This is a genomic window from Rhizobium phaseoli (genome assembly GCF_001664385.1).
Lineage (GTDB): Bacteria > Pseudomonadota > Alphaproteobacteria > Rhizobiales > Rhizobiaceae > Rhizobium > Rhizobium phaseoli.
The window spans coordinates 1,212,521-1,236,226 of the sequence record NZ_CP013532.1 but is presented as its reverse complement, the minus strand read 5'-3'; the positions used below and the strand labels follow the sequence as shown (position 1 = coordinate 1,236,226).

Below are 23,706 nucleotides of genomic sequence, written 5' to 3'. Positions count from 1 at the left end.
GGTTCAGCCTGCGTCAGTTCGTCTTGATGCGATCCGGATAGATATCGTAGCGCTTCTCGCCGATGGTGATGCGCACCGCCTTCATCCGCTTTTCCTGCCGATCCTGCGAACGGTTTCCGAGCGCCACCACCTGATCGCCTGGTGTGGCGACGCCTTCGACGAAGCCGGAGCGCTCTGTCTGGCGTGGATTGCCGAGTTCGACACGCCACAGGCCATCATCGGCGGTCGCGACATCGAGTGTCGGATGCGGGCCGCCCATCGAGATCTTCTCTATGGTGCCGCGCAGCTCGATTTGATCCGCCTCGGCCCAGGACCAGCCGTGATGAGCGGCAGCGCCTGTGGCAAGGGCAGCCGACAGGCCGACGGCGGCCAGCAGGCGCTTTGTCGAAAGTGCAAACATGGTTCTTCTCTCTACCCCGAATGAGCAGGCAGGTGGAGCATCGCAGCGGCGAGAAAAGGCATTTCACCAAATATTGAAGAACAACGCCCTGCGGGCTGCCGATCAGGCCAGCAGGCGGGTGACTTCGGCGCCGTGCCTCGGACCGACGGCATCGGCGATGGTCGTCGAGAACAGCACCTTGCGGGTGGCGTCGGCGACCTTGGCGAAGACGTGGCGGATTTCGCAGGTCTGTTCACCATCGCAATCGTCGCATTTGCGGTAGGCGGTGATCGACAGGCACGGCAACGGCGCGATCGGGCCGTCGATAATGCGCAGGATCTCGCCGAAGGTGATGGTATGGGCGGGCTTCAGCAGGAGATAGCCGCCCTGCTTGCCGCGGCGACTGGCGACGATGCCGTGATGTTTCAGGTCGAGCAGGATCTGTTCGAGGAACTTTTTCGGGATCTTCTGCTGGGCGGCGATATCGGAAATCATCACCGGTTCGTCGGCATCGGCATCCGCCAGAACCGTCAGCGCCCGCAGCGCATATTTCGCCTTTTGCGTAATCATCTCAGACCGTCAACACACAGGCGGCGCGTATTCCCGCGCCGCTTCACGAGTACATTCGCCTCTATGGCACAACCAGCATGAACGGAATTTGAACGCGCTAGAGAAAGCCTTGAGGGACAAGCATTTTGGCCTTGTTTTTCACCCTTGGCCAAGCCCCTGCAATTTACGCCAAAACCCCGCCTTCCGCACCTTTTTCGGCATCACTTCAGATTTCGAATTGACAGGCTGCGTGTAACTCTACTATTTTTATAGAGATATAGGCTGTCGGCGGGGATCTTTATCCTCGGGCGGCTGTTTTTTTGCATTGCGGCAGCTTCGGAGAGATATTTGCTCCTGTGGCCGCAGCTTTCGAAATCCCTTTTTCTGTCCGATCCGGGACTGAACTGCGATACTCCGGTCAACAAAGGACAGGATTCTCATGACTGTTATCGATACGATTGCGGAAGCGGAAGCCAAGGCGCTGAACGACAAGCTGGCGGGTCTCGACCTTGCCGGACGTCTGTCGCTGGTGGCGGGCCTTGGCGGGCGCGTGGTGTTCACCACCTCGCTCGGCATCGAAGATCAGGTGATCAGCGCCGAGATCGGCATACATCGCCTGCCGATCGACATCGCGACGCTCGAGACCGGCCGGCTGTTTGCCGAGACGCTGTCGCTGATCGACGAGACCGAAGCCCAGTACGACATCCACATCCAGCGGTTCACCCCCGAAAAGGCCGATATCGACGCCTATGCTGCGAAATACGGCCTCAACGGCTTCTACGAAAGCGTCGAAGCAAGGCATGCCTGTTGCGGCGTGCGCAAGCTGAAGCCGCTTGCGCGCGCACTCGAAGGGGCAACGATCTGGATCACCGGCCTGCGCCGCGGGCAATCGGCCAACCGCGCCGAGACGCCCTTTGCCGAATATGACGCCGAACGGCACCTCGTGAAGGTCAATCCGCTCGCCGATTGGGACATCGAGGCGATCAAGGCTTTCGTTTCCGACAATGGCGTGCCGGTCAATCCGCTGCATGCCCGCGGCTATCCCTCGATCGGCTGCGAGCCCTGCACCCGGGCAATCAAGCCCGGCGAGCCGGAGCGCGCCGGCCGCTGGTGGTGGGAGCAGGACGAGACGCGCGAATGCGGCCTGCATGTCGCCGAAGAGGCCTCGGTGGTCGCCGCCCAGTAATCAACCCTCACGGCTTTCCCAATCAAGGCGCGGCGATCGCCGCAGCCTTTGGGAAAGCCAACATCAAAGAATTGTTTGCGGGCGCCGCAAACGACCGACAGCCTGGAGTAAGACATGCCCGATAGCCGTCCGGATACGGAACTCAGCAACCCGCAGAGCGCCAAGGCGCCGCTCGACCCGCATCTAAAGGCGCTGGAAAACGAATCCATCCATATCTTCCGCGAGGTGGCGGCCGAATTCGAGCGTCCCGTCATGCTCTATTCGATCGGCAAGGATTCCTCGGTGCTCTTGCATCTCGCGCGCAAGGCCTTTTATCCCGGCCGCGTGCCCTTCCCGCTGCTGCATGTGAACACCGGCTGGAAATTCCGCGAGATGATCGCCTTCCGCGACGAGACCGCGAAGAAGTACGATCTCGACCTGATCGAGCACATCAATCCGCGCGGTGCGGCCGAAAACATCACGCCGTTCACCCATGGTTCGGCCGCCTTCACCGACATCATGAAGACCGAAAGCCTGCGCCAGGCGCTCGATGCCGGCCAGTTCGACGCCGCTTTCGGCGGTGCACGCCGCGACGAGGAAGCAAGCCGCGCCAAGGAGCGCATCTATTCCTTCCGCACGCCCGACCATCGCTGGGATCCGCGCAATCAGCGGCCGGAACTCTGGAACGTCTATAACGGCATGATCCGCAAGGGCGAGAGCGTGCGCGCCTTCCCGCTGTCGAACTGGACGGAAGTCGATATCTGGCGCTACATCCAGGCCGAGGACATTCCGCTGGTTCCGCTCTACTACGCCAAGATGCGCAAGTTCGTGGAGCGTGACGGCATGATGATCCTGGCCGAGGATCCGCGGCTCGAGCTGTTGCCCGGTGAAGTGCGCCAGGAAGGCATGATCCGCTTCCGCACGCTTGGCGACTTCCCGCTGACCGGCGCCATCCGCTCACAGGCGACCACGCTGCAAGAGGTGATCGCCGAACTCGAAATTGCAACGGTGTCCGAACGCCAGGGCCGCGCCATCGACCGCGACCAGTCGGGCTCCATGGAAAAGAAGAAGCGTGAAGGATATTTCTGAGATGACCGCAGCCAACACCGCCGTCTCGGCCGCAACCGCCGTCAGCCTGCCCGCGGCCGAGCCGCAGAAGGCCCAGCGCGACTCGCGCCCGCTGCGCCTCATCACCTGCGGCAGCGTCGATGACGGCAAATCGACGCTGATCGGCCGCCTGCTCTGGGACACCAAGGCGGTCAAGGAAGATCAGGCCGCCACGCTGCAGCGCGATTCGACCGGCAAGCAGAACGATCTCGGCCTGCCCGACTTCGCCCTGCTGCTCGACGGCCTGCAGGCCGAGCGCGAACAGGGCATCACCATCGATGTCGCCTATCGCTATTTCTCGACCGACAAGCGCTCCTTCATCGTCGCCGACACGCCCGGCCACGAGCAATATACCCGCAATATGGCGACGGGCGCTTCGACCGCCGATCTCGCCATCCTGCTGGTCGACGCGCGTTTCGGCATTCTGGAGCAGACACGCCGTCACGCGACGATCGCCTCGCTGCTCGGGATCAAGCAGTTCGTGCTTGCCGTCAATAAGATCGACCTGACGGGCTACGACCGCGCCGGCTTCGAGAAGATCAGCCACGAATTCCGGGAATTCGCCCTGTCGCTCGGCGTCAAGCAGATCACCGCCATTCCGATGTCGGCGCTGAAGGGTGAAAACGTCGTCTATTCCGGCCAGGGCGCCATGCCCTGGTACAGCGGCCCGACGCTGGTGGAAACGCTGGAACTGGCCACCGTGCGCTCGTCGCAGACGGTCGGCTTCCGCCTGTCGGTGCAGCGCGTCTCTCGTCCGGGTGAAAGCTTCCGAGGCTATCAGGGCACGGTTGCCGGCGGCTCGGTCAAACCCGGCGACAGCGTCATGATCCTGCCGTCCGGCATGGTCGCCAATGTCTCCAAGATCGTCACCTTCGATCTCGTGCGCAACGCCGCCGTCGCCGGCGACGCGATCACGCTGGTGCTCGACCGCCAGGTCGACGTGGCGCGCGGCGACATGATCGTCTCGATCGACGCCCAGCCGCAGGTCGGCCTCGCCTTCGACGCGCAAATCGTCGCGCTGCAGCCCGAGGGCATCGAGCCCGGCAAGCGCTACTGGCTGAAGAGCGGCTCGCGCCGCCAGCGCGTCCAGGTGCAGCCGCTCAGCCAGCTCGAATTGAAGACCGGCACGTGGAACGCCGCCCAGCGGCTCTACATGAATGCGATCGGCAAGGTGCGGCTTTACTTCGACGAAGCGGCGATCTTCGACCCCTATGAGCAGAACCGCCAGTCCGGCTCCTTCATCCTGATCGATCCGGAGACCAACAACACGGTCGCCGGCGGCATGGTGACCGGCAAACGCACCGAGCTCGGCGGCCTGCACAATGGCGACGCCCGCGTCATCCTCTCGCTGCCGGCCGATCTCGCCGAGCAGATCATGGCGAGCGAACTCTTCGCCAGCCGCAGCCACGAGGCCGAGGTGCGCCGCATGACGGCCGCCGAAGCCGCCGACCTCTGGTCGAGCGCGGCAAGCGATATCTGATAGGAGATAAGGGGCCGGGAAGACCGGCCCTTTTCGTAATGCCGAACCCGCTGGCTGCGGGGCTGGCGCATTCTTCGCGAACGGCTCTGTCACAAGATTCAGTGATGAAGTCGATCAGATCCTCGTACGTTGCAGCAAGCTCCTCACGCCGGGTCTCGGTCGATATCGTTGAAAACCCGTCACTCGTCGCGACGGATATCTTTTTCGATCATATTCCGCTGGGCGATGATCCGGTCAACGCGCGTCTGCGACTTAACATCTTGCCATATCGCCCACAGCGCTAAGCCAATGAATATTAAGCAGAGTAGGCGGAACATCCAAAGTGCTCCAACCGGCCCCAGTATGGCTACCAGCATTGCTGACCGCCATGACGAGCCTACATCATCGATCAGTAAGAGAGCTATCACCAAGGCAGCAATGACCACGATGCCGATGAATCTCTGGTTGTAGAAGTTTCTCATCACACGATAAGTCACATGAAATACTGTCCATCAGGTAAACATGTCGATGACAGCCGGGCTACACATGATCAAGCCCGAAGGCGGCCGGATCATCAACACCGGCTCCCATGCCGAGGAATGATCCATCGCCTGAGACCGATGCTGCTGCACAACAGCGCAAGTCTTATCGGGACGAAAAAGCTCTGTACGGCTTTTATGAAACCCTAAAATAGTGAACGCGGGCCATTTCGGTCGGTGTCCGACCCAACCGCTTACCCGGCCACGACAGCAGTATTTCGATCCGACGCCAGGTACCATAGGACCGCTAACAGAACGACCGCACCTCCAACGAGGACCGGCAGCGAAATCTGTTCATCATAAAAGAGCCATACCCACACTGGCCCAAGCACGACGTCGAGCATGGAGAGCAGCCCGGCCTCTCCAGAACCCACACGACGAGACCCGAGGAGCAGAAGGATATAACCTATGCCCGTCGTGAACACCCCGTACAGCGCACAGGCAAGAAACTGCTGCGGCGTAAGCATCCGGTGAAGGACGCAGGTCAGGCCGCTTGAGCATCCAGCGCCGTCGGCGTCCAGTTCCACGGAAGCAATTGTTCCAGTTTGCTCGTCGGCGTGTCAGCGATGTTGGCGAGGACATCAGCAAGCCAGGCTTGCGGATCGATGTCGTTGAGCTTTGCGCTCATGATCAGCGTCGCCATGAAGGCTGCGCGATCAGCACCACGATCCGATCCGGCGAAGAGCCATGACTTCCTTCCGAGAGCAAAGCCTCGCAGCGCCCGCTCGGCTGCATTGTTCGTCAGGCAAATTCTCCCATCTTCCAGGAATGACGTGAAGCCGTCCCAACGCTTCAGCATGTAATCGATAGCCTCGGCGACAGGAGAACTGCGCGACAGCTTTGCCCGCTCGGTCCGCATCCAGTCCTCGAGTTCTTTGACGAGTGAGAGGCTGTCGATGCGACGGCGCTGCAGGCGTTCGTCGGCGGCAAGCCCGTTGATCTCCCGCTCGATGTCGAACAGGGCATCGATCCGTTTGACAGCCTCCAGCGCCAGCGGCGAGATCGGCATGGCACGGCTGCCGCGTTTGGCATTCGTGGCAATGTCAGCGAGCACAAAGAACTTGCGGCGTGAGTGCGCCCAGCACAGTGCCTGCGTCAGCGGATCGGGATCGCGGTCAACCTTGAACAGGGGATTGTAGCCGCCATAAGCATCCGCTTGCAGAATGCCGGTAAAGGTCTTCAGGTGGCGCTCGGGATGCTCCTGCCGCCGGTCCCGCGACGCATAGTAAAGAGCTGCCGGTGGTGACTGCCCGCTGAACGGTCGGTCATCCCGGACATATGTCCAGATGCGCCCCGTATCGGTTTTGCCTTTCGCCAGGATCGGCACGGTGGTGTCGTCGCCATGCAGCCGCTCGGCGGCCAGAACATGCGCCTCGATCAACGAATGAATGGGCTTCAGCGCCGCCGCGCAAGCACCGACCTGGTCGGCCAGTGTCGATAAGCTGAGGTCGATCCCCTCTCGGCCATAGCGCTCGCTCTGGCGGTTCAGCGGTTGATGCTGGGCGAACTTCTCAAACAGGATCATCGCCAGCAGGTTCGGCCCGGCAAAACCGCGCGGCGTCACATGGAAAGGTGCGGGCGGCTGAGTGATCTTCTCGCATTCGCGGCAGGAGAACTTCTCCCGCACAGTCTGGATGACTTTCCACTGGCGCGGGATCACCTCCAGCGTCTCGGTGATGTCCTCGCCGAGCTTCGACAGCCTGGCGGAACCGCAGCAGCGGCAACTCGTCGGGGCGGCGATGACGACGCGCTCGCGCGGCAGGTGTTCGGGAAACGGCTTCCGTGATGGACGCTTTCGCTCGAACGCCCGGACTGTAGAAGCCTTGGCAGCAATCTCCGCCGCCAGTTCGTCTTCACCAGCGTCGGCTTCGAGTTCCTCGAGTTGCAGCTCCATCTGCTCGAGAAGTCGCGCCTTGCGCTCGGACCGGCTGCCGTAAAGTTCACGGCGAACCTTCTCGATCTCCAGCTTCAACCGCGCGATCAGCGCTTCTGAATGTGACACGAGCGCCTTGGCACTGGCGGCTTCCGCCTCGGCTTTCATACGCCAGGCACGCTCTTGCGCCAGCAGTGCAAGCGCACTGGCAAGATCGTCAGGAAGCTGTTCGGCCGCATCGTTCATGGTAGGATGGAATCATATTCGACCCAGCCATTCCAGTGCTTTTGCTCATCCTGCCGACGTCGGTCGCCAGGTTTTTTGCGGCATCCGCCAGTCTATACCTTCCAGCAGATAACCGAGCTGCGCCGGTGTGATCACCACCGATCCATCTGCCGCCGACGGCCAGACGAAGCGTCCGCGTTCAAGCTTCTTCGTAAACAGGCAGGCTCCCTGGCCGTCATGCCAGATGACCTTGATCAGGCCACCACCGCGACCGCGGAACACGAACAGGTGTCCGCACATCGGATCGCGCTTCAGCGTCTCCTGCACCATCAGCGATAGGCCGGGGAAGCCTTTGCGCATGTCCGTATGGCCTGTCGCCAGCCAGACCTTCACACCACTCGGAACCGGGATCATCTCCGTTCCAGCACGACATCGAGAATACGGCCCAGCGCCTCGGTATCGATGTCGCTGTCCACGCGAATACGACGGCCCCGACCCAGCTCAATCGTCACATCGCTACGCTTCCGGCGGGACTGCGATGGGGCAGGCGGCCCCGAGGGAATGGGCGTGGCTGGAGGCGCGGCCTCGGATAGGATCACCGGCACCAACGTGCTCGCCGTTTCCGTCTTCGGCTCCTCGATTTGGCAAAGCTCCTTGCGCCAACGGAAAAGCTGGCTGACATGGATACCGGCCGCACGGGCAATCTCGGAAAGCACCGCATCTGGCTCAAAGCAGGCCGCAACAAGCCGCTCTTTGTCTTCCCGAGACCAGCGCCGTCGGCGCTCGACAGACGTGATCACTTCAATCGGATGCTTCGTCATAGGACTACTCCTAGTGTTTGCACTAGGACTTCCGATGTTCGTCTCAACCTCGCAAGACGGCCCTCACCGGGCGCTTACGCTGCGGCGTGAGGATCCGGAAATGCATCAGCGGCAACGCGATGCACAGGCAAGCGAGAGCCGCAAAGGCCGTCATCATCGTCGTGTCCATATCCGGAAAGCGCCTAGCGATAACGATCTGGGTGGCGCACCCTGCAGTCATGGCGAAGGCGCACAGAATACCCAGCACATCCCGAGCCGACACGGCCGCGCCGACCGAGATAGCCACGCCGACGAAGGCCGCACTGCCGGCGGCGACGAAACGATAGGTCACACGGTCCCGAAGCCAGAGGAAGGCGATACCTGTCGCGATGAAGGGCAAGGTGGCGTAGACCGTCATCACAGTGGCGACCGTCGTCCACTGAAGGGATGCGATATAGGTGATAGCAGCGAACGCAGAGACAGCGGAGGCTGTGACACCCGGCATCCCGTAGGAACCAAGCCGCGACCGCCTACCAACCCTTCTCTGGACAATCAGGAAAGCTCCAAGTGTCACGAAGGAGAACGCTGACCGCCAAGCGACCATCGACCAGACATCCATGTCGGCCATGCGCACGAATAGGCCTGCGGTACTCCACATGAGCGCCGACGCGATGACCAGATATATCCCGGTACGACGTTCCTGTGATAAGCTCATGACAAATTCCTCCGCGCAGCTATGATGCATATTCAACCTTGTAGACGATCGGTCTAGTTATGAATATTCAATCTGCGACGCGCACGCGTCTCCTTTCCGAGGGCTTGCGACAGTTGCTCGCTCATGGGTACGAAGGCGTCGGGATCGGGCCGATCTTGAAGGCCGTCGATGTCCCGAAGGGATCATTCTACTACTTCTTCCAGAGCAAGGACGATTTCGTCGTCGCGATCATCGAGGCCTATGAAGCCAAGTACAGCATGATCAGGAAGGCGCTGTTCTCGGACACGTCGCGCCCCCCGCTGGCCCGTCTCGACGCTTATTTTGAAATGCTCGAACAGGAGCTGATACGAGAAGCACCCTATGCAGGGTGCCTCTATGGGGTACTCGCCCAAACGGCGGCAGGACGGAGCGCCTTCGTACTTGATGCGCTAGCCACCTCATTTGATCGCTGGGAACGGAGCATCGTAGACCTACTGTGCATTGCTCAACAGGAAGGCGACCTCGCGCAGGGGGAGGACATAGCCGATCTCGCCGCATGCATCGTCGAGGCCTACGAAGGAGCGCTCATCCGGGTGAAGGTGAAGGACGACATGCCAGCGTTTACCCGCTTCCGGAACAAAGGCCTCAAAAGGCTAACCCTGCGTGCCGCGTCGAGCCCCTGCTAAAGCTTCTTCGCCGATTAGTCTCAGCTCCCGGATGCGAACCAGGAGACGCTGCACCGCCGGTGCCACAGCGCAGAGAGCAATGCGGCGAGGACGATGTCGCGGGGCATTTTTCTTGGGTTTAATCTGTTTGAAGGCGATCACCCTGGGGAGCCCGCGCCGGGAACACCGTATGCCGTCGTCAGATGCCCTTTGGCCTCAGTTGCGATCCACCCGATGAAGGACTCAACCTCGCCCCTTTTGATTGCGTTGCGCGTCGTCACAGCGTCATAGCCGACGTCAGTGCGAACGCTTTGCGGAACTGCACGGACGAGCAGCCCCGCCGAAACGAGATCAGCAAGAACCGGTCGACTTCCAAGCACGACCCCCTGACCGGCGATCGCAGCCTGGACCGCCAGATTGTAATCGCTGAATCGCAAGCCGCTGGAAGACTCGACGCCTGATGCTCCGATCTGCTCCAGCCATAGTGTCCAGTCCACCCAAGTCCGCGTGGCGGTCGCCCAGCCGAGGGCGGAGGTTTCCCAATGGATGAACCGGCAACGCGCAAGATCGGTGGGCTCGTCCAGCCCTTCCGCGATCTGAGGACTGCAGAACGCGCACAATTCCTCATCGAACAGCCGGAGGGTGACAACCGTGTCATCCGGCCTTGCTCCAAAGCGGATGGCAATATCCGCATCGCCCCGAGCCAGATCGACCAGATGCGCCGAGGAGTCGATCAGCACATCCACTTCGGGCTCGCGAAGGCGGAACCGCTCGAGCCGCGGCACCAGCCAGGCGGTGGCAAAGGACGGCTCGGCTGAAACAACGAGCCGCCTGCGCCCTCCCTCAACGCGCATGCGCCGGACAGCCTCGGCCAGATGATCGAAGCCGGTCGCCAACCCGTCCCGGCCCGCCGTTCCAGCCGCCGTCAACCGCAGCCCACGCCCCGCTCGTTCGATCAGAGACAGGCCGAGCGTCTCCTCCAGCTTGCGCACCAGCTGCTTCACGGCTGCCGGTGTGACGTGCAGTTCCGCTGCCGCCTGAGCAAAGCTCAAATGTCGGGCAGTCGCCTCGAAGGCGCGCAGGGCATTCATTGACGGCAACCAGTCAGACATGAAGACAGATTATCTAACCTCTTGTGACAAATCAATTGCTTTGCATTAAGCCAGTTTATCCCGAATGCTACAGGAAATCTGATGTCTTGAAAGCCTCCCGATGAGCGACTCCATCCATTTTGATCCAAACGATACAGTTCCTGTCGACGCACGCCGATTTGAACATCCGCCCTTCCGTGGGAGGTACCCGAAACCCGCATGTATCGAACGAAGTACACCAACGGATCGATGAGTTCCCAATGAACTTTGCAGCCTCCGACGGCGCCGCGGCAGCCCACCTTCATCATCGCTCCGGCGGTCCCGAACAGTGGGGGACCCGAGCCATGTACCTTGCGGTAGGCCTCGCGATGGCGGCTTGGGCGCCGCTCGTACCGTTCGCAAAGGCGCGAACTGCCATCGACGACGGAACCCTAGGCCTCGTCCTTCTCTGCCTCGGGCTCGGCTCCATCGTCGCGATGCCGCTCACCGGACTTCTGGCGAACCGCTTCGGATGCCGGGCGGTGCTCTTCGCGTCCTCGCTCGCCGTCGCCCTTATACTGCCGATGTTAGCGCTTTCGAATGACGTCGTGACGCTGGCGATCTCGCTGGCGATCTTCGGCGCGAGCCTCGGCACTCTCGACGTTGCGACCAACATCCAGGCGGTGATGGTTGAGAAGGACAGCGGCCGCAACATGATGTCCGGCTTCTACGGGATCTTCAGCCTCGGCGGCATACTCGGAGCGGGCGGTGTCAGCCTTCTCATGCACTCGGGCTTCAAACCGCTGCATGCGACGCTCGTCATCAGCGGGGCTGTGATTCTCCTCGCACGCCTATCGCGTCGGGTTCTTCTCTCTTACGGCAATCGGGAAGCAAATGGTGCATCGCACTTCGTTGCGCCAAGTGGGATTGTCGTGGTCATCGGCCTTCTGTGCTTTATTTTGTTCCTCGCTGAAGGCGCAGTACTCGACTGGAGTGCACTCTTCATGATCGAGACACATGGACTCGATCCCGCCATCGCTGGCTTCGGCTACACGGCTTTCGCCGTAGCAATGACCATCGGCCGTTTGGCCGGTGATGGGATCGTGAAAGCCGTTGGAGGTAGCCGGATTATTGTAGTCGGCAGTTTCGTCAGCGCCGCCGGGTTTATCCTTGCCGTCTTCGCGCCGATGCAACTCCTCGCTTTGGCCGGCTTCCTGCTGGTGGGACTTGGAGCGTCTAACATCGTGCCCGTTCTCTACACCGCTGCGGGAGCTCAGAGGCGCATGCCAGCGAGCCTTGCTATCGCAAGTGTCACCACCATCGGCTATACCGGCATCCTCATGGGCCCGGCCGCTATCGGCGGCGTGGCATACATCGCCAACCTCAGCACGGCGCTGCTCCTGATCGCAGCGGCACTCGCCTTCGTTGCGGCCGCCGGGCCTCGAACGTTGCGTCGGTGAACGCGGGGGGCGAAACGGCAGCTTCTTCTTGGGCGCTCGAAAACCGACGGTGCCGACCGCTCCTGGCCATCGTCGACTCGCGCCGCTAGCCAAATCGTTCCACCAGAAAATCGATCACCGTCCGCAACATCGCTGTCGGCCGGCGGTTCGGCGCGTAAACCAGAAACATCGGAACAGGCCTGTAGGACCATTCCGGCAGCACCTGCTCAAGACGGCCTTCGGCGATATCGGCAGCGAGCAACAGTTCCGGCTGAAGCACGATTCCGGCGCCGCTGAGCGCTGCCATGCGCAGCGCTGCCCCCTGGTTGGTGGAGAATTTTCCGGAGATCGGCACATCACGCATTTCGCCTCCCGGTCCGACCAGGTGCCAGCGATCCTGCCTGCGCCAATAGGAGTGGCCGAGGCAGAGATGGTTGGTCAGAGCCTCGGGCGAGACCGGGCGGCCATGGCGGGCAAGATAGTCCGGCGCGGCAGCGAGAATGCGCCGGTAGGGCGTGAGCGGGCGGGCGACCAGGCTGTCGTCGGACAACGGCCCGATGTGGATACCGAGCTCGAAGCCCTCGCCGACGAGGTCATGGACATTGTTGTCGAGCGATAGCTCGATGCTGACGTCGGGATAGGCGTTCTGGTAATCGATCAGCGCCGGCACCAGGACCTGCGTCCCGAAACTGACGGGCGCCACCACGCGAAGCCGGCCGCGCGGCGCCGATTGCAGCTCGCTCGCCGAAGCCTCGGCCAGCGCCACTTCGGAAAGCGCGCGTTTGCAGCGCTCGTAATAGAGCTGGCCAACCTCTGTGAGCTGATGGCGTCGCGTGGTGCGATGGATCAGCTTCGCCCCAAGCCGGGTCTCGATGGTCTTGATGTGCTTGGCGACCATGGCAGGCGACACTTGCGCGATCTCCGCGGCCGCCGCGAAACTGCCGTTATCGATGACCCTGACGAACATCGCCATGCCGGCCAGCTTGTCCATGATTGCCTACCTGTGGGTTTCGAATGACGATACAAGCAGCTTATTTATCAACCTTGGTACTTACAACATAGTGGTCATGTCCCGAGCCGAGGCGACGGACATTGCCAACATGACCAAGGAGAAAACATGCCCATTCTTCACCTGCAGATGCATCCCGGCCGCACCGACGAGCAGAAACGCGCCTTCGCCCGCGAAGCGACCAAAGCCGCCGTCGAAACGCTGGCATGCCCGCCCGAGTCGGTGGAAATCCTGATAACGGAGATCGGCAAGGACTCCTGGGCGGTCGGCGGCAAGCTGAAATCCGAGGCCTGAGAGTCGACCCGCAGCATCGAAGGCTCGCGCTGCGGGCGCCGCCGGCGTGGTCTTGGGCAGAGAGCCGGCAAGCGGCCCTCGTGCAAGCGACGTGATTGTTCTGCAGGCGGTGGCTCACGAGGATGTGATGAAGAACCGCCGAATATCGGCGGTGGCCAGGGTGTTGTCGTCCAGGGCTGAAAACGAAGGAGTTCCTGCGATGAAAATCCATCCCTTGATTGCCGCGGTGTTCTTGCTGATTTCCACCTGCGGCGTTGCCCAGGCGGACGACCACCTTTTCCAGGCGGAACAGCATGGATTGAAGTCCGGCAGCACGGCAGCGTCCACAACGCACGCCTTTACGACCAACAGTGCCGGTCACAGCGGTACATTGGCGCCCGGCCAGGGAAGTCCGTTCACCGGACACGACACCCAGACGCCGGCCACTGACACGGATGCCGCCAACGAGCACGCCAACGTAAAGCCCCGCTGAGGAGACCAACGGTTCACTCAGCGCGAATTGCGATTAGGTTCAGTCCGTTCGGTAGATCGATTTTGAAGGCGCAGGAATTGTGTTTCCTGCGCCTTCATTGTGCATGGCAGTCCACTCCCACTCGTAGGCTGGGTTTACTCCGGTTTATCTAATCGCGGCGAACGCCTAGATGTGAGATATTGAATATGCGGCAGATCACCCGATCTGCCCGAATAGTTGAGGGAGGATGTCCTATGCCACTGTTCGTAATCACAGGGTGTTATTCAGCCACGGCAGCGAAGGGAATGATCGCCGATCCATCGGACCGGGAAGCGGCGGCCCGTGCCATCATGGAAGCAGCCGGCGGGAAACAGCATTCTTTCTACCTCACGACCGGCGAAACTGACTGGATGATAATCGCGGAATTCCCCGACGGTGTTGACCTGATCCCCGCACTTCTTGTCGTCGGCGCATCGGGAGCAGTATCGAATATCAAAACCGTGCGAGCATACACGGGTGCGGAATTCAAGGCCGCCCAAGAAAAGGCGGGCAAAATCGCATCTGCCTACAAAGCCCCTGCAAAATAGGCAGACCACTCGTTGGATCATCTCTGGCAGCGGATGTTCGATCCGCTGCCAGTTCGTAGTTGACACAATTGCTTTCGGCTTGGAGGCTTGCGACTAAACAGCAGTTGAACGCATTTGCGCTGGGGACCTTACGGCGCCAAGAAAACCAGAGTTTTGCAGAAACGGGCTTTTTGAATTCACGATTCGCCGTTTGCCGCTTGCCCACGGGCCAATGTGGGCTCATTCTCAGGTTAGATCCTGGCGTGCGGTAAGCGAGAGGTCAGGTCAACGCTCAATCCAGACCTCCAGACACCTAGCGTGGCGCCTTTTCTCGACTGATTGTTGAGCGAGGAGGTTGTCCATGTCCACGCGCTCTGTCGACCATCCGCTGCAACCGGGCGACCGGGTCCCGAACGTGGTACTTGATGCGATCTCGCGCGAGGGGAAGATCGCGCTCGATGATTTTCGTGGCCACAGCCCGTTGTTGATCGGTTTGTTCCGAGGCCTGCATTGTCCGTTCTGCCGGCGCCATGTCGCGGCCATGGCATATCTCAACCCGACGCTGCGTGAGAAAGGCGTCCAATCCCTGGCTGTTGTCAACACCCCGGTCGAACGCGCGCGGCTCTATTTCCGTTACCATCCGATACCCGATCTTCTGGCGGCTTCCGACCCCGTACGAGCTTCGCACCAAGCCTTCGGCTTGCGCGAGGTCGGGATCGACACGGTCATGGCGATACGGCTCGATCTTCCCGGCGAATTGCCGGAGCCCATGGGCGTGATGGCAATGGACGAATTTCTCAACGAGAAGGAAGGCTATCAGATTACGGACGCCGATCAGCAGATGATGACTGCCGACCACGGACAGCTTGTCGGTCAGTTCCTCATCGACCGGGAGGGCATCGTGCGCTGGAGCTTCACGGAAGTTCTGGAGGCTGGGGTCCAGACATTCAAGGGACCGAACTCCCAGGAATTGATCTCGGTCGCTTCAGAAATAGCCCTTTAAGCTGTCATTCTCATGGGCGCAGTCCGCCGGGGCCTTTTGCGGTGGAACACGCGGCATCACCCGGCTATAAAGCTCATGCTGCGTGGCCTTTTTAGCGGTAATCGATGCCCCATTCTCCCGAATCCTCTGGTGAAAGCGTTAGCAGTTCGAGTTCGGGTGGCAATCAGAACCTGGATTCGGCAGCGCCGGCGGCCGCCTCGGATTCGCCGGGAACCACCCAAGGCGACGAGCCGCAGAAGCCCCATGGCTCCTTCGACCAGACCAGGCAGGCCGCCAGAACTCTTTTGCGAGCAATACGCCAGGATGTGCAGGCAAATTCTGCCTTGGCAAAGATCAGGACGGCCGCCGTGTCTTGGGGGGCGAAGTTCCGGAGGTCGATACGGCCTGGAATGGCGTCGGCGCCCCTGACATGGATGACGACGGCTTTGGCCAGAGCGGGGCGCCGTATTCGCGATCGGCGCTCAAGCCCGCGTGAAAATCGACAGAGCGCATGGCGCATCGCCGGATGGCGGAAATTCGCTTTGGGGTCGGCCTTGCTTGCTTGCCTCATCGTCGCAGGCGTGCTGGTGTGGGCCCTGAAGGACGTGCCCTGGAGCGAAATCCGGGACGGAACGCTCAAGCCCGTCGTCGTGCTGGAAACGGCCGACGGTGCGCCGTTGGTGAGACAAGGACCTTATCAGGGGCCATATGCCCGATACGACCAGTTTCCGCCGCATCTGATCGATGCCGTCCTCTCGATCGAGGATCGCCGGTTCATGGATCATTTCGGCATCGATCCCAGGGGCATGGGGAGAGCGCTTGTGCGGAATCTCGAGGCCGGTTCGGTGGTGGAAGGCGGCAGCACCATCACCCAGCAACTCATCAAGCTGCAATATCTCGACAGCGACCGAACCATAAAACGAAAGATACAGGAGGTCGTCATCGCCTTCTGGCTGGAGTGGAAGCTCGGCAAGGCGGAAATCCTGACGCGCTATCTCAACAGCGTCTATCTCGGCGCCGGCGCCACCGGCATGCCCGCCGCCGCGCGCATCTATTTCAACAAGGACATCGGGGCGCTCGACCTGCCGGAGTCGGCGATGCTGGCGGGATTGCTGCGGGCGCCGAGCCAGTGGAATCCGATCGACAATTTCGAAGGCGCGCGGCAGCGCACCATGGTCGTTCTCGACGCGATGGCGGCCAATGGCAAGATCACCGCGCCGGAGGCGGCGGAGGCCAAGACGAGCTTTGCCAAGCTGCACCCGACGACGCCCACGCCGCGCTCCGGAAGCTGGTTTGCCGATTGGATTTCGCCGCAGGCGAGCGAAATCGCCGGCGCTTCGCCGGGTTCGACGACGGTGCGCACCACGCTGGTGCCGCAGTTGCAGCAGAGCGCCGAACGGATCGTGAAAAAAGCTCTGGACGGTGAGGGAAAGACGGTCGGCGCATCGCAGGCCGCCTTGGTTGCGATGACGCCCGACGGCGCGGTCGTCGCGATGGTTGGCGGGCGCGACTATAAGGCCAGCCAGTTCAACCGCGCCGTCACTGCGATGCGCCAGCCGGGTTCCACCTTCAAGCTGTTCGTCTATTACGCAGCCTTGAAGGCCGGGTTCACTCTGTCCGACCAGGTTCTGGACGCGCCGATCGACATCGACGGCTGGTCGCCGGAAAATTCCGGCGGCAATTATAGCGGCTGGGTGACGCTTGCCGAGGCTTTCGCGCGCTCGCTCAATGCCGCGTCCGTGGCGCTCGCCCAAGAGGTCGGCCTGGACAATGTGATTGCCGCCGCGCGCGAACTCGGCATCGATGCACCACTCGCCGACACGCCGTCCCTGGCGCTCGGCACCTCCGAAGTCAATCTGCTCAACCTCACCAGCGCCTATGCCTCCGTCCAACTCGGCAGGGCACCCGTCAAACCCTGGGGCATCATCGACTTCCAGGCGGCAGGGCAGCCCAAGACGTTTCGCGTCGGCTCACAGTCAAAGCCGAATGTCGACCTTTCGCCCTATCAGTCCGATCTCCTCGGCCTCCTGCAGCTGGTGGTCGAGCGCGGCACCGGACGCGGCGCCGATCCCGGCACGTTTGCCGCCGGCAAGACCGGCACGAGCCAGGACAATCGTGATGCCTGGTTCGTCGGCTTCACGGACGCGCTCGTCGTCGGCGTCTGGGTCGGCAATGATGATGACGCGCCGATGAAGGGGGTGACGGGCGGCGGCCTGCCGGCGCATATCTGGCGGGACTTCATGCGCGAGTCGACGAGCGAAGCAACACTGAACGGCGTGCGATCGGCCGAAGCCGCAGATGATGGTCAAGGCGCGCCGCAGTCCTGCAACATCACCGCCTGCTCGCGTAGCTACCGCTCTTTTCGGCCGTCCGATTGTACCTACCAGCCATATTCCGGCGGCCGACGGCTCTGCGAAAAGTGATGTGGTCCGGCGGGAGATGAGACCCGCCATGCTTGCCTGACGATAACAACGCCGTCGAACGACTTGTTCGGCCGCTCACCCTCAACCCGCGCGCGTTTGGGCGGTCGGAGCGGCCATCGGCTGCCGACTTGTATTCGCGCGCGGCCCGCGCTCACCTATCCATAAAATGGCATTATCTTATGCATTTCGGCCATCTACAGCCATAAACCCTGTTCCGATAGAGTGCCCACCGTCGAGGCAGGGTGATCGGCATGACCCCCTCGCCCAGGCCTTGCGAACACGCCCGCCGTCCTGGTCGGCGCGAGCGACAGGAAAAGGATGAAAACCATGTCTACAGACAACAAGCCATTGATCGCGGTAACAGGTGCAACGAGCAAACAGGGGCGCAGCGTCGTTACGACACTTCTTGAAAGCCAGCGCTTCCGCGTCCGTGCTTTCACGCGCAGAAAGGATTCGCCGGAAGCCTTGCGTCTCGAGAAGCTCGGCGCCGAGATCGTCACGATGCCGCTCGAACTCGGCCGTCAGAACGATCTCGTTGCTGCCTTCAAGGGCGCGGATGGCGCGTTTCTGATGACGCCGCCGATCGCCCCGCCGGAGACAATCGAGGCGCCTCTCGGGCGGCAATTGGCGGATGCAGCCGTCGAGGCCGGCGTTCAGCACATTGTTTTCAGCACGCTGGAGAATGTCCACAAGATCACCGGCGGTACAAAATATGCGCCGCACTTCACCGACAAGGCGCGGGTTGCAGATCACATTCGCGGCCTGCCGGTCTCGCATTCCTTCATCATGCTGGCATTCTTCTACACCAACCTGCTCGAATATTATGCGCCGCGCATGGACGGCGACACGCTGCTCCTGCCGATCTATCTTCCTGAAGATTTCGCAGCACCTTTTGTCGATCCACTGACGGCGACCGGGCCCGTTGTCCTTGAGATCTTCTCAAACCCCGCGCGTTATAACGGCAAAACGCTGCCGGTCGTCGGCGATATCATTTCGCCGCGGCAGATGGTCGAAACCTTTCAACGCGTGACCGGCATCAAGGCCGAGTATCGCAATGCTTTCACCAGGGACGGGCTGCTCGCCTATTTTCCGGAGTTTGCCGCCAACGAATTTTTCGTTCGAGAGCTTCTCGGAATGGTCGAATATGCTGTCGAGTACGGTTATTTCGGCAAGGAGCACGATCTCGAATGGAGCCGTCGCCTGGCGCCGGAGACGCTCAACTGGGAGCAATTTTTGCGGACGTCGGGCTGGCGCGGCGACAAGCGGTCTTTCGGAGGCTGAAGCCCGTCTCGCACAAAACTACGATGGCCGGATTCCCGGCAGCTTGGCGACCTCGGCGGCAAGAAAGTCGACGAGCAGGCGAACGCGGGCAACGGCTGCACGCTCCGGCACGATCAGCAAGCTCACCGGAACCGGCGACGGCCGATAGTCCCCGAGCACCACCTCGAGCCGGCCATCGTCCAGCAGATCGTGAACCAGCCAGAGATGGGTCGGGCCGATGCCGCGTCCGGCGGCAAGGGCTTCGCGCGCCGCAAGTCCGTGGTCGACGCGCAGCCGGCCACTGACCGGAACGACCAGCCTTGTGCCATCGGAAGCGGAAAGAAGGAGTTGATTGCTGCCTGCCACATTGGACATCACGATGGTTTCGTAGCGTGACAGATCGGCCGGATGCTCCGGCCGTCCACGGGCCGACAGATAGGCCGGAGCGCCGACCAGCAGCCGCTGGCTCTCGCCGACCGCATGCAGTTTCATTGAGCTGTCGGCGAGCGGTCCAAGGCGCAGCGCCACGTCAACGCCCTCGCGCACCAGGTCGATACGCTCGTCCGTCAGATTGAGGTCGACGCGGATATCGGGATGCCGGTCCTGGAAGTCAAAGATCGTGCGCGTAACATGCATGACACCGAGCGCTGCCGTACAGGAAAGGCGCACCGCGCCAGCCGGCGCCTGACGTGCAGCTCTGGCTTCTTCTGCAGCCTGTTCGACCAGGCGCAATATCTGAAGGCAGTTGGTATAATAGCGACTGCCTTCTTCCGTCAGGGTGACGCGACGCGTGGTGCGGCTGAGGAGGGCCACGCCGACAGCCTCCTCAAGCTCGTTGAGGTGCCGCGTCACGGTCGATTGGCCGATGCCCAGCTCCTTTGCGACCATCGACAGGTTGCCGCGCTCGGCGACGCGGACAAATGTGCGCATCCTGTCGAAACCCGGTCCGCCCTTATCCATTTTCAGCACAGCCATCGTTATTTCGTCCGTCGACGGAATAATCCCGACCGTGCCTGGCAGCAAGGCTCGGCGCCATATCCGTTGTCACGGTGTCGCAACAATTACCGTGTCGAACCGCGTGCGATGATCGAAAAACCGCAGTCGACCCGGTCTTCATCAGGCGGTTCGTCGCGGATGGCGCGCAGCAGCATGTCGGCGACGCGGTAGCCGATGTCCTGACGCGGGATATACACCGTTGTCAGCGACGGCTCGACGAAGGCGGAGAATTCCAGATCATTGAAACCGCAGATGCCGAGCTCCTCCGGCACGCGGATGCCGCGCGCCTTGCATTCGATGAGGACGCCGAGCGCCAGTTCGTCGCTCTGGGCGAAGACCGCATCGACATCGGGCACGCGCTCGAGCAGGCGGGCAAACAGCTCCCTGCCGAGGCCGGTGCGGCTTGGCGCATCGCCGCCGATAATGAGATCGGGGTCGAAGCGCCCGGCTTGCCGCATCACCGCCTCATAGCCTTCGATCCGCCGGCGCGAGCGGACATCGGCGCCGCGGCCGAAGAAGGCGATCCTGCTATAGCCTCTCGACAACAGGAAGCGGGTGGGTTCGGCGCCTGCCGTATAATGGTCGAGCCCGACGACCAGCTTCTGCGGCTCCTGGCTGAGATCGGTGACATGGGCGATGGGACAGGGAGCTTTGTCGATCAGCGGCAGAAGATCGCGGTAGGATTCGGCGCCGGCAATGATGACGCCGGCCGGCTTCTGCGTCAGGAATGATTTCAGCAGGCCGGCCTCGCCCTCGGCATGGTGCAGCGTGTTGGAATATTGCACGGTGAGATCGGTGTCGCGGAAACGATCCTCAATACCGACCATCAGGTCGGTAAAGCCGTATTGGTGCAGGGCCGGCGTGATGACGGCGACGATGCCGTTGTGGCGGCCGGCCAGCGCCCGGGCGGCAAGATTGGGAATATAGCCCATCTCCTCGACCGCACGCAGGATCTCCTCGCGCAGATCCTCGGAGACGATTTCGGGATTTCGCAGCGCGCGCGAAATGGTGATCGGGCTGACGCCCACCTTCTTGGCCACATCGCTCAGCTTCACAGGCGCGTCGCGCCTCGGCTTCCTCCCCCACTCCACCGACTTGCTCATCGCTCCCCGTCTGCCATCACGGGACTCGACCACCGCCGATTCTCCCTCATTACTTTCTGAAGAAGAAATAATTTAGAGTCTACTAACATCTGATCGTCGCGACATGTTCCGGCAGGCTCAGCATCATTTGCCGGCAAATTACGGGCGCGGAATCGGCGGCCATAAGACCACTATCCATGACGCCGGTCGGAAGCGGCCGGCCTTTGCCGCAGCCCTCTGGAAAAGCAGGGTTAAACCCAGGAGAAACCTTACAAATCGGCAATACAAACATGATCGATATTTAATTTGTAAATCGGTCCGGCGCGATCATATGAATCGGCAAGCGCGAATTCTTCCATTCGCCAGGTCGCCGCCCCCGACGACTGCGCGTGTCCCCGAGAATTGGCGCCATCCGCCATTCGACGCCAGGTCCCATGACATGGAACCACGACGCCATCAAAAGCCAATCTTCTTCCAAGGGGCGACCGCCCAAGGGATTATCGCCATGTCACACATCCTCCTCAAACACCGCACCGCAGCGCTTGTCGGAGCCGCCATCATCGCCGGCGCGGCCTGCCTGCCCTTTGCGATCAACAGCTCCACCGCGCTGGCTGCCCCCTCCGATACCGGCGGCATCCTTGCCGCAAGCGGCTCGTTCGCCGCGATCGTCGATGCCGACAAGCCGGCCGTCGTCACCATCACCACGACGGTCAAAGCGACCGACGTCAGCGCCGGTCAGCAGGACTCGCCGATGGATGAGCAGTTCCGCCAGTTCTTCGAGGATCAGGGCATCCCCCTGCCGCGCCAGGCGCCGCAGCAAAAACCCTCGCAGCATGCGATGGCGCTCGGCTCCGGCTTCATCATCAGCCCCGACGGCGTCATCGTCACCAACAACCACGTCATCGACAATGCCCTCGGTATCAAGGTGACGCTCGACGACGGCACCGAACTGCCGGCCAAGCTGATCGGCACCGACCCGAAATCCGACGTCGCCGTGCTAAAGATCGCGGCCGGCAAGCCGCTGCAGACCATCGCCTGGGGCGATTCCGACAGGCTGAAGCTCGGCGACCAGATCCTGGCGATCGGCAATCCCTTCGGCATCGGCACGACGGTAACGGCGGGCATCGTCTCAGCGCGCGGCCGCGACCTGCATAGCGGACCCTATGACGATTTCATCCAGATCGACGCGCCGATCAACCACGGCAATTCGGGCGGCCCGCTGGTCGACCGCGAAGGCAAGGTGGTCGGCATCAACACCGCCATCTATTCGCCGAACGGCGGCAGCGTCGGCGTCGGCTTCGCCATTCCCTCCGATGAGGCCAAGGCGATCGTCGCCAAGCTTGAGAAGAACGGCTCGATCGACCACGGCTATCTCGGCGTGCAGATCCAGCCGGTTACCAAGGACGTCGCCGATGCCGTCGGTCTCAACAAAACAGGCGGGGCGCTGGTGGCCGCCGTCTCCGCCGATACCCCGGCCGCAGCGGCCGGCCTGAAACCCGGCGATATCGTCACCTCGGTCGGCGGCGAGGCCGTCAAGACGCCGAAGGACCTGTCGCGGCTCGTCGCCGATCTTTCGCCGGGCACGCGGGAATCGCTTGGCCTCTGGCGCGACGGCAAGACGATGGAGCTCAACGTCACCGTCGGCGCCAATGCCGGCGCCCAGAAGCAGGCGGCGGCCGAAAACCCGGATAGGCAGGGCCAGGCATCCGGCCAGCCGAGCCTCGGCATCAGCCTCGCCGATCTAACGCCGGATGTGCGCCAGCAGCTCGATCTGCCGCGCTCCGTCAACGGAGCCGTGGTCGCCAGCGTCAAGCCGGATAAGTCGGCCGCCGCCGCCGGCATCCAGTCGGGCGACGTCATCGTCTCGGTCAACGACCGGCCGGTGCACAATGCCCGCGACGTCAAGGCCGCGATCGCCGAAGCCGGCAAGGCCGGCCGCAAATCGGTGCTGCTGCTCATCGAACGCGATGGTCAAAAGACTTTTGTCGCCGTGCCCTTTGCCACAGCCTGAGGCGGCCGCGCGTTGCGACATCCGAAACGGAGATCGGAAGCCCGTGCAAGCGGGCTTTCCTTGTCTCTGTCCGCCCCCGGCACAAGGCTGCCCGTCTCCGAGCGATGGCCGCCGTTGCTATGGTAAATTCCGAGATTTTTGCGCGAAAATCCGGCCGGGCCGCCCATTTTCCGTGCCGGAAAGCGACAGGGAAACAAGAGGTTGCGTCACTAGCGGACAGGCGCGCGAATGGACGGCAAGCGGCCCCTGCCGAATTAACCCTACCGGCTTACCTTAATATCAGCATCCGCTTGAAAGCGTGCCGCCCTGTGCCATCGTATTTTCACGATTGCTAAATGTCCGGAACTGCTCACCGGACCCCTAGCCCGCCTTTCCCTGGAGAGCCCAGGAGAGAACGGCTTCATACAGAAGGGCGCAACATATCAAACGGAGGGTATGCCATGAGCAATGTCGTGGAATTTCGGGCCGAATGCCCGCATGTCAAAACGCTGTCCGATTGCCGCGAGGCGCTTGAACCGCATGTGATGAAGATTGTCGCCGAGGCCGCCGCCTGGGGCTTTACGCCGGCGGAAGCGGCCATGGTGGTCGCCGATATTGCCGATGATTACATTCTGATGCTGTCGCGCGAGTTGCGCTCTTAAAGGGGGCGGCGTTCGGGGAAAACATGA

The 23,706-nt window shown here is 61.8% G+C and carries 26 protein-coding genes; 13 read left to right on the top strand and 13 right to left on the bottom strand.

Annotation, left to right across the window (positions count from 1 at the left end):
* Positions 1-13: 13 nt before the first annotated feature.
* Positions 14-400 carry a DUF6152 family protein gene (locus AMC88_RS05980; protein ID WP_012483072.1) on the bottom strand — a complete coding sequence of 129 codons (387 nt, stop codon included), beginning with the start codon at positions 398-400 and terminating at the stop codon, positions 14-16.
* Positions 401-502: 102 nt separating this feature from the next.
* A complete protein-coding gene (locus AMC88_RS05975) occupies positions 503-949 on the bottom strand; it encodes an RrF2 family transcriptional regulator (RefSeq protein WP_004669535.1) in 447 nt (148 codons plus the stop codon).
* 418 nt (positions 950-1,367) lie between these two features.
* Here AMC88_RS05975 and AMC88_RS05970 point away from each other — a divergent pair, with 418 nt between their 5' ends.
* The 3 genes from AMC88_RS05970 to cysN all read left to right on the top strand — a co-directional run bounded on the left by AMC88_RS05970 (position 1,368) and on the right by cysN (position 4,680).
* Entirely contained in the window at positions 1,368-2,114 is a 747-nt protein-coding gene (locus AMC88_RS05970) for a phosphoadenylyl-sulfate reductase (RefSeq protein WP_010023335.1), read from the top strand.
* 114 nt (positions 2,115-2,228) lie between these two features.
* Positions 2,229-3,182, top strand: coding sequence for a sulfate adenylyltransferase subunit CysD (gene cysD, locus AMC88_RS05965; RefSeq protein WP_012483070.1), 954 nt, complete (start codon positions 2,229-2,231; stop codon positions 3,180-3,182).
* Position 3,183: 1 nt separating this feature from the next.
* Positions 3,184-4,680 carry a sulfate adenylyltransferase subunit CysN gene (gene cysN, locus AMC88_RS05960; RefSeq protein WP_064824977.1) on the top strand — a complete coding sequence of 499 codons (1,497 nt, stop codon included), beginning with the start codon at positions 3,184-3,186 and terminating at the stop codon, positions 4,678-4,680.
* Positions 4,681-4,859: 179 nt separating this feature from the next.
* On the opposite strand, the gene AMC88_RS05955 is transcribed toward cysN, so the two are convergent.
* The 6 genes from AMC88_RS05955 to AMC88_RS05930 form a co-directional block, all read right to left on the bottom strand.
* A complete protein-coding gene (locus tag AMC88_RS05955; protein WP_141397942.1) occupies positions 4,860-5,156 on the bottom strand; it encodes a hypothetical protein in 297 nt (98 codons plus the stop codon).
* A 236-nt stretch (positions 5,157-5,392) separates the two neighbouring features.
* On the bottom strand, positions 5,393-5,665 hold the full coding sequence (locus tag AMC88_RS05950; protein ID WP_064829916.1) for an EamA family transporter: 273 nt from the start codon (positions 5,663-5,665) through the stop codon (positions 5,393-5,395).
* A 17-nt stretch (positions 5,666-5,682) separates the two neighbouring features.
* The gene (tnpC, locus tag AMC88_RS05945) at positions 5,683-7,317 is read right to left on the bottom strand and encodes an IS66 family transposase (protein ID WP_029875830.1); all 1,635 of its coding nucleotides are present in this window, start codon (positions 7,315-7,317) and stop codon (positions 5,683-5,685) included.
* Positions 7,318-7,362: 45 nt separating this feature from the next.
* Positions 7,363-7,710, bottom strand: a complete 348-nt coding sequence (gene tnpB, locus AMC88_RS05940) for an IS66 family insertion sequence element accessory protein TnpB (RefSeq protein ID WP_008536947.1) — start codon at positions 7,708-7,710, stop codon at positions 7,363-7,365.
* Complete coding sequence (gene tnpA / locus AMC88_RS05935; protein ID WP_029875829.1) at positions 7,707-8,117, bottom strand: IS66-like element accessory protein TnpA; 411 nt, start codon at positions 8,115-8,117, stop codon at positions 7,707-7,709. The genes tnpB and tnpA overlap by 4 nt, the downstream gene beginning before the upstream one ends.
* Before the next feature lie 43 nt (positions 8,118-8,160).
* Complete coding sequence (locus AMC88_RS05930) at positions 8,161-8,811, bottom strand: DMT family transporter (RefSeq protein WP_237353171.1); 651 nt, start codon at positions 8,809-8,811, stop codon at positions 8,161-8,163.
* Between the two features lie 59 nt (positions 8,812-8,870).
* Here AMC88_RS05930 and AMC88_RS05925 point away from each other — a divergent pair, with 59 nt between their 5' ends.
* Positions 8,871-9,476: a TetR/AcrR family transcriptional regulator gene (locus AMC88_RS05925; protein ID WP_010012964.1), complete on the top strand. Its 606-nt coding sequence runs from the start codon at positions 8,871-8,873 to the stop codon at positions 9,474-9,476.
* Positions 9,477-9,613: 137 nt separating this feature from the next.
* Here AMC88_RS05925 and AMC88_RS05920 read toward each other — a convergent pair whose 3' ends face one another.
* Positions 9,614-10,567 (bottom strand): LysR substrate-binding domain-containing protein, encoded by a 954-nt coding sequence (locus tag AMC88_RS05920; protein WP_064824975.1) that lies wholly within the window; start codon positions 10,565-10,567, stop codon positions 9,614-9,616.
* A gap of 119 nt (positions 10,568-10,686) precedes the next feature.
* Between AMC88_RS05920 and AMC88_RS05915 the strand changes: the two genes are divergently transcribed.
* Complete coding sequence (locus tag AMC88_RS05915) at positions 10,687-11,985, top strand: MFS transporter (RefSeq protein ID WP_225884130.1); 1,299 nt, start codon at positions 10,687-10,689, stop codon at positions 11,983-11,985.
* Between the two features lie 85 nt (positions 11,986-12,070).
* Here the strand turns inward: AMC88_RS05915 and AMC88_RS05910 are convergent, their stop codons facing one another.
* Positions 12,071-12,955: a LysR family transcriptional regulator gene (locus AMC88_RS05910; RefSeq protein ID WP_064824974.1), complete on the bottom strand. Its 885-nt coding sequence runs from the start codon at positions 12,953-12,955 to the stop codon at positions 12,071-12,073.
* Between the two features lie 126 nt (positions 12,956-13,081).
* On the opposite strand from AMC88_RS05910, the gene AMC88_RS05905 reads away from it, so the two are divergent.
* The 4 genes from AMC88_RS05905 (at position 13,082) to AMC88_RS05890 (ending at position 15,287) form a co-directional block, all read left to right on the top strand.
* Positions 13,082-13,267, top strand: coding sequence for a 4-oxalocrotonate tautomerase (locus AMC88_RS05905; protein WP_012483065.1), 186 nt, complete (start codon positions 13,082-13,084; stop codon positions 13,265-13,267).
* Between the two features lie 91 nt (positions 13,268-13,358).
* Positions 13,359-13,739, top strand: a complete 381-nt coding sequence (locus AMC88_RS05900) for a hypothetical protein (protein ID WP_237353170.1) — start codon at positions 13,359-13,361, stop codon at positions 13,737-13,739.
* 233 nt (positions 13,740-13,972) lie between these two features.
* Positions 13,973-14,305, top strand: coding sequence for a GYD domain-containing protein (locus AMC88_RS05895; RefSeq protein WP_029531575.1), 333 nt, complete (start codon positions 13,973-13,975; stop codon positions 14,303-14,305).
* Between the two features lie 340 nt (positions 14,306-14,645).
* Positions 14,646-15,287 (top strand): peroxiredoxin-like family protein, encoded by a 642-nt coding sequence (locus AMC88_RS05890; protein WP_012483062.1) that lies wholly within the window; start codon positions 14,646-14,648, stop codon positions 15,285-15,287.
* Between the two features lie 163 nt (positions 15,288-15,450).
* On the opposite strand, the gene AMC88_RS33990 is transcribed toward AMC88_RS05890, so the two are convergent.
* On the bottom strand, positions 15,451-15,837 hold the full coding sequence (locus AMC88_RS33990) for a hypothetical protein (protein WP_225884131.1): 387 nt from the start codon (positions 15,835-15,837) through the stop codon (positions 15,451-15,453).
* Between AMC88_RS33990 and AMC88_RS05885 the strand changes: the two genes are divergently transcribed.
* Both AMC88_RS05885 and AMC88_RS05880 read left to right on the top strand, forming a co-directional pair.
* Positions 15,809-17,689 (top strand): PBP1A family penicillin-binding protein, encoded by a 1,881-nt coding sequence (locus AMC88_RS05885; protein ID WP_225880751.1) that lies wholly within the window; start codon positions 15,809-15,811, stop codon positions 17,687-17,689. The genes AMC88_RS33990 and AMC88_RS05885 overlap by 29 nt on opposite strands.
* Before the next feature lie 327 nt (positions 17,690-18,016).
* Positions 18,017-18,970 (top strand): NmrA/HSCARG family protein, encoded by a 954-nt coding sequence (locus tag AMC88_RS05880; protein WP_064825818.1) that lies wholly within the window; start codon positions 18,017-18,019, stop codon positions 18,968-18,970.
* A gap of 18 nt (positions 18,971-18,988) precedes the next feature.
* Here AMC88_RS05880 and AMC88_RS05875 read toward each other — a convergent pair whose 3' ends face one another.
* Both AMC88_RS05875 and AMC88_RS05870 read right to left on the bottom strand, forming a co-directional pair.
* Positions 18,989-19,909, bottom strand: a complete 921-nt coding sequence (locus tag AMC88_RS05875) for a LysR family transcriptional regulator (RefSeq protein WP_064825817.1) — start codon at positions 19,907-19,909, stop codon at positions 18,989-18,991.
* A 101-nt stretch (positions 19,910-20,010) separates the two neighbouring features.
* Complete coding sequence (locus AMC88_RS05870; protein WP_064821582.1) at positions 20,011-21,048, bottom strand: LacI family DNA-binding transcriptional regulator; 1,038 nt, start codon at positions 21,046-21,048, stop codon at positions 20,011-20,013.
* Positions 21,049-21,532: 484 nt separating this feature from the next.
* On the opposite strand from AMC88_RS05870, the gene AMC88_RS05865 reads away from it, so the two are divergent.
* Both AMC88_RS05865 and AMC88_RS05860 read left to right on the top strand, forming a co-directional pair.
* The gene (locus AMC88_RS05865) at positions 21,533-23,038 is read left to right on the top strand and encodes a DegQ family serine endoprotease (protein ID WP_064824972.1); all 1,506 of its coding nucleotides are present in this window, start codon (positions 21,533-21,535) and stop codon (positions 23,036-23,038) included.
* A gap of 440 nt (positions 23,039-23,478) precedes the next feature.
* Positions 23,479-23,679 (top strand): hypothetical protein, encoded by a 201-nt coding sequence (locus tag AMC88_RS05860; protein WP_012483054.1) that lies wholly within the window; start codon positions 23,479-23,481, stop codon positions 23,677-23,679.
* The last annotated feature ends 27 nt before the right edge of the window (positions 23,680-23,706 follow it).

Bases quoted from the DNA above. Each gene is read 5' to 3' on its own strand.
- AMC88_RS05950 (WP_064829916.1), bottom strand. From the start codon at position 5,665: ATGCTTACGCCGCAGCAGTTTCTTGCCTGTGCGCTGTACGGGGTGTTC.
- AMC88_RS05970 (WP_010023335.1), top strand. From the start codon at position 1,368: ATGACTGTTATCGATACGATTGCGGAAGCGGAAGCCAAGGCGCTGAAC.
- AMC88_RS05880 (WP_064825818.1), top strand. From the start codon at position 18,017: ATGTCTACAGACAACAAGCCATTGATCGCGGTAACAGGTGCAACGAGC.
- AMC88_RS05860 (WP_012483054.1), top strand. From the start codon at position 23,479: ATGAGCAATGTCGTGGAATTTCGGGCCGAATGCCCGCATGTCAAAACG.
- AMC88_RS05875 (WP_064825817.1), bottom strand. From the start codon at position 19,909: ATGGATAAGGGCGGACCGGGTTTCGACAGGATGCGCACATTTGTCCGC.
- AMC88_RS05920 (WP_064824975.1), bottom strand. From the start codon at position 10,567: ATGTCTGACTGGTTGCCGTCAATGAATGCCCTGCGCGCCTTCGAGGCG.
- tnpC (WP_029875830.1), bottom strand. From the start codon at position 7,317: ATGAACGATGCGGCCGAACAGCTTCCTGACGATCTTGCCAGTGCGCTT.
- AMC88_RS05930 (WP_237353171.1), bottom strand. From the start codon at position 8,811: ATGAGCTTATCACAGGAACGTCGTACCGGGATATATCTGGTCATCGCG.
- cysD (WP_012483070.1), top strand. From the start codon at position 2,229: ATGCCCGATAGCCGTCCGGATACGGAACTCAGCAACCCGCAGAGCGCC.
- AMC88_RS05905 (WP_012483065.1), top strand. From the start codon at position 13,082: ATGCCCATTCTTCACCTGCAGATGCATCCCGGCCGCACCGACGAGCAG.
- AMC88_RS05925 (WP_010012964.1), top strand. From the start codon at position 8,871: ATGAATATTCAATCTGCGACGCGCACGCGTCTCCTTTCCGAGGGCTTG.
- tnpB (WP_008536947.1), bottom strand. From the start codon at position 7,710: ATGATCCCGGTTCCGAGTGGTGTGAAGGTCTGGCTGGCGACAGGCCAT.
- tnpA (WP_029875829.1), bottom strand. From the start codon at position 8,117: ATGACGAAGCATCCGATTGAAGTGATCACGTCTGTCGAGCGCCGACGG.
- AMC88_RS05865 (WP_064824972.1), top strand. From the start codon at position 21,533: ATGTCACACATCCTCCTCAAACACCGCACCGCAGCGCTTGTCGGAGCC.
- cysN (WP_064824977.1), top strand. From the start codon at position 3,184: ATGACCGCAGCCAACACCGCCGTCTCGGCCGCAACCGCCGTCAGCCTG.
- AMC88_RS05980 (WP_012483072.1), bottom strand. From the start codon at position 400: ATGTTTGCACTTTCGACAAAGCGCCTGCTGGCCGCCGTCGGCCTGTCG.
- AMC88_RS33990 (WP_225884131.1), bottom strand. From the start codon at position 15,837: ATGAGGCAAGCAAGCAAGGCCGACCCCAAAGCGAATTTCCGCCATCCG.
- AMC88_RS05890 (WP_012483062.1), top strand. From the start codon at position 14,646: ATGTCCACGCGCTCTGTCGACCATCCGCTGCAACCGGGCGACCGGGTC.
- AMC88_RS05870 (WP_064821582.1), bottom strand. From the start codon at position 21,048: ATGAGCAAGTCGGTGGAGTGGGGGAGGAAGCCGAGGCGCGACGCGCCT.
- AMC88_RS05910 (WP_064824974.1), bottom strand. From the start codon at position 12,955: ATGGACAAGCTGGCCGGCATGGCGATGTTCGTCAGGGTCATCGATAAC.
- AMC88_RS05895 (WP_029531575.1), top strand. From the start codon at position 13,973: ATGCCACTGTTCGTAATCACAGGGTGTTATTCAGCCACGGCAGCGAAG.
- AMC88_RS05975 (WP_004669535.1), bottom strand. From the start codon at position 949: ATGATTACGCAAAAGGCGAAATATGCGCTGCGGGCGCTGACGGTTCTG.